Annotated in this window: 5 protein-coding genes; all 5 read left to right on the top strand. The window is 45.7% G+C overall.

Features of this window, described 5'->3' with window-relative positions:
* A partial coding sequence (ispF, locus tag A3757_RS18375; protein WP_082872142.1) for a 2-C-methyl-D-erythritol 2,4-cyclodiphosphate synthase occupies positions 1–766 on the top strand: 766 nt, incomplete at its 5' end.
* Positions 763–1,746 carry a tRNA pseudouridine(13) synthase TruD gene (gene truD, locus A3757_RS18370; protein WP_082865198.1) on the top strand — a complete coding sequence of 328 codons (984 nt, stop codon included), beginning with the start codon at positions 763–765 and terminating at the stop codon, positions 1,744–1,746. The genes ispF and truD, both read left to right, overlap by 4 nt.
* Entirely contained in the window at positions 1,743–2,486 is a 744-nt protein-coding gene (gene surE / locus A3757_RS18365; protein WP_068514132.1) for a 5'/3'-nucleotidase SurE, read from the top strand. The genes truD and surE overlap by 4 nt, the downstream gene beginning before the upstream one ends.
* 38 nt (positions 2,487–2,524) lie before the next feature.
* Positions 2,525–3,154, top strand: a complete 630-nt coding sequence (locus tag A3757_RS18360) for a protein-L-isoaspartate(D-aspartate) O-methyltransferase (protein WP_068514134.1) — start codon at positions 2,525–2,527, stop codon at positions 3,152–3,154.
* A gap of 39 nt (positions 3,155–3,193) precedes the next feature.
* Positions 3,194–4,135, top strand: a complete 942-nt coding sequence (locus tag A3757_RS18355) for a DUF368 domain-containing protein (protein ID WP_231877391.1) — start codon at positions 3,194–3,196, stop codon at positions 4,133–4,135.
* Positions 4,136–4,257 lie beyond the last annotated feature (122 nt).

Genomic DNA, 4,257 nt, shown 5'->3' with positions numbered 1-4,257 from the left:
GGATCGGGACAAACTTTGGCGAGCATTTACACCACAAGTCTTTCGTTTTGCCGAGCTGCGCCATGCCCTAAGTGAATGTCAGCGGCTTGGGCTGACGGTGACCGATGAGTCGTCAGCAATAGAGCATATGGGTGGGGCGCCCTGCCTAGTTGAAGGCTCAGATGACAATATCAAAATTACGCGGCCGCACGATTTACGTTTGGCTGCAGATACCTTGGCTGCGCGGACGCAGCTGGGACGAGGTGAAAAAATGAATAGCTTTCCGAGAATCGGGAACGGTTATGACGTGCACGCATTTTGCGAGGGTGAAGAAATTATCCTGGGAGGCGTCAAAATTCCCCATCACAAATCTTTTATTGCGCATTCCGACGGGGATGTGCTGATTCACGCGATTATGGATGCAATGTTAGGTGCTTTGGCCTTAGGTGATATCGGTAAGCGCTTTCCTGATACTGATGAAAAGTGGAAAGGGGCAAATAGTCGAGAACTGTTGTCTGCAGTAAACCACTTGATTTCAGAAAAAGGTTTTGTAGTTTCCAATATCGATAGCGTTATTATTGCTCAAGCTCCTAAGATGGCGCCGCATATAGGAAAGATGCAGGAAAATATTGCTCAGGACTTACAGGTTTCTCCTGAGCTGGTGAGTGTTAAAGCAACGACTACAGAGCGCCTTGGTTTTGCAGGGCGTGAGGAAGGAGTTGCTTGTCAGGCAAGTGTATTGTTAGTGCCTAAACCTAGCTGCGAAAGTGAAAGGAGAAGCGTGTGAGTGAAGTAAGGTCATTACCAGAATCACAGTTCAATCTGGTTTTTCCATGTATCGCTGACTTACCGCGGCCTGCCGGTGTCATTAAGACAAAAGAAGAAGACTTCTTTGTTGAAGAGGTCATGAATCCTGAGCTAAGTGGTGAGGGGGAGCACGTTTGGTTATGGCTGGAAAAAAATGGTCAGAATACTGAGTATGTGGCGGGTCAGTTAGCGCGTTTCTCCCACGTCAAAAAAGTGGATGTCGGGCTGTCAGGTTTAAAGGATCGTTGGGCGCTTACCCGGCAATGGTTTAGTGTTTATTTAGGGAATAAGCCTGAGCCTAATTGGAACGAATTTGAATGTGAAGGCGTAAAAGTACTCAGTTATCAACGGCATAATAAGAAGTTAAGACGCGGCGAGCATAGTGCCAACTTCTTTAGGTTGGTGGTGAGAAATATTGACAATATGGCTAATGTGGAAGCTCTTTTGCTACAAGTCAGAGATAAAGGTTTTCCAAATTACTTCGGTCCTCAACGATTCGGCTTTGACGGTGCGAATCTGGATCGTGGCGTACAATATTTTGAAGGTAAGATTAAAGCATCTAAAAGCCAGCGTTCTTTCTATTTATCGGCAGCTCGTTCGTACTTATACAACTTGAATCTAGCAAGCTTGATAGAAAGTGGGGATGACTTGAGCGCTGATCTAAGCGGCCCACTATACGGAGACGAAACGCCAGGAAGTAACGAACTGACTGAGCCAGAGAAAGAAATTCTAGAGGCGCACCCTGCCTTTAAAAAAGGAATACATCAAAATCGATTGCGTTTAGAGCGGAGGCCATACCTTGTTGTCCCTGAGGCGATGTCTTGGTCAATGGGAGAGGCTGAGCTTGAACTAGAGTTTCAATTACCTACGGGAGTCTTTGCTACTTCATTGCTTGCCGAAGTGTTTAACTTGTCTCAAGGCTTGGGAGAGGGTAATCAAGGCATGCGGAGCACACGATGAGTTTACTGATATCCAATGATGACGGTATTAATGCTGAAGGTATACAGGTACTCTCGGAGGTTCTATCTTCCAAGTTCGAGGTGAAGGTGGTTGCACCGGATCGTGATCATAGTGGCGCAAGCAGTTCACTGACTTTGAGTCGCCCTTTGCGTGTAATGGAAACTGCAAATGGCCATTACTGTATTGATGGTACGCCGACCGATAGTGTTCACCTAGGGGTCTCATCACTTTTTGATCTTGACTTTGAGCGTGTGGTCTCAGGTATTAACTCTCATGAAAACCTTGGCGATGACGTGTTATATTCGGGGACAGTCGCTGCAGCGATTGAAGGGCGGTTTTTAAAGCAGCCCGCTATCGCTGTTTCCCTAGTGAACCAGGGTCAGTTTCATTATCAAACTGCAGCAAAAGTGGTACTCGATTTATTGGTTCGCTCTAAAGATTTGGAAGTGCCTGAAAGAACCATTTTGAATGTCAATGTGCCGGATGTGCCTTATGAGCAGCTTAAGGGAATTAAAGTCACGCGTTTGGGGCATCGGGCAAAAGGGCTTCCCCCAGAGGAAGTGTCAGACCCACGAGGTCGACAGCGATATTGGATATCGCTTGCAGGCGAGGGAGACGATGCCGGAGAAGGTACAGATTTTGACGCGGTAAAGAACGGTTATGTTTCAGTAACGCCGCTTCAAGTTGATATGACTCGTCATGAGCTGATATCACAAGTAAAAGATTGTTTAGAGGATTGAATATCGTGAGTCAGACACTTGATCTCGAAGGAATAGGAATGACCTCGCGCCGTACCCGGATGCGACTCATTCAGCGGCTCAGGGATGAGGGGATTACCAACGAGGATGTATTGGCAGTCATGCTGGATACGCCGCGGCATATATTCCTCGATGAGGCGCTATCTCATCGGGCTTATGAAGATACAGCTTTACCGATTGGGCACAACCAAACTATTTCCCAACCTTATATTGTTGCGAGAATGACTGAGTTGTTGCTGCAAACGGCGCCGCGTAGAGTTCTTGAACTTGGCACCGGCTCTGGGTATCAGGCGGCGGTCTTGGCTCAGTTGGTGGGTGAGGTCTATAGTGTTGAGAGAATTAATCCTCTGTTAGAAAAAGCGGTTCAACGCTTTAAGCTGCTAGGCTTGAATAATATCAGTACTCGTCATGCCGATGGCGGGATAGGCTGGCCGGAGCGTGGTTTGTATGACGCAGTGATTATGACGGCGGCGCCCACAGAAATTCCATTGGAGCTGGTTCGTCAGTTAAAAGAGGGCGGGCGGATGATTTTGCCTTTGGGAGATGCTCAACAAAGCTTAACTATTGTCACAAGAAAAGGCTCAAGTTATGAACAAAAGATAATTGAGCCTGCGATGTTCGTACCCTTTCTTCCAGGAACGATTCGCTAATAAATTTAAGATACAAAACGGCACCATAAAGAGGTAGATGTGAAAATAGATGGATGGGTTTTTATAAAGGGAGTGTTGATGGGTGCCGCTGATATTGTGCCGGGTGTTAGTGGTGGCACTATTGCTTTTATTACGGGTATTTATGAGCGCCTGCTACAAGCCTTAAATTCAATTCTTCCTACTTTGTTACTAGCATTAAAAAATAGAAGCTTAAAAGGAGTCTGGGAAAAGGCAGACGCCAGTTTTCTTCTTACTCTGTTTGTTGGCATTGTGACAAGCGCAATATCCTTGGCGAAGGTGATTACTTTTCTGCTGGCTAACTTTCCTATTCCTCTTTGGGCCGGCTTTTTTGGTCTCATCTTGGCGTCTGTATACATAGTGGGTCGTGAAGTAAGGGAGTGGAGCGTTGGCTTGGTTATCGCAATGCTATTGGGAGCCGTATTTGCCTGGGGCTTAACCTCAATGTCTCCAGCGAGTATTGATCAAACACTCTTTAACGCCTTTCTATCGGGTGTGCTTGCGATTTGCGCTATGGTGCTACCAGGTATCTCCGGAAGCTTTATCTTACTGATTCTGGGCACCTATGCTTATATTCTTGGGGCGGTGAAGGACTTTGATCTCGCCGTATTAAGTGTCTTTGTGCTGGGGTGTGGTATTGGTATTTTGTCCATTGCCAAACTACTTGTTTGGACATTTTCACGTTATAGAAAACTGACTTTGGCTGTTTTAACAGGCTTTATGATTGGTGCCTTGAACAAGGTTTGGCCTTGGAAGCAGGTTTTAAGCTATCGCGAAAACCGTCATGGTGAATTAGTACCTTTGTTAGAGGCTAATATTTCTCCGGATAAGTATGTAGCCTTAACGCAAGAGTCTTCCTATCTAGTGCTTGCAGTGATTTGTGCCATTGGTTCAGCTTTAATTGTATTGCTGCTTTCCCGCTTGGGCGCAAATAATGAGAAAGAGAACACAAAAAGTGTGTGATCTGTTTTAATAAGAGTGTTTCTTAGGGTAACACTGGTGTATTTTGCGGTAACGTTTAATTTGCTTATATTCTGAGCGAATAAGATAGAAGATGAATGACTTAGCTAAGTAACTTAATATTC

This window comes from Oleiphilus sp. HI0117 (assembly GCF_001635235.1).
This window is presented reverse-complemented; position numbering and strand designations above follow the sequence as displayed.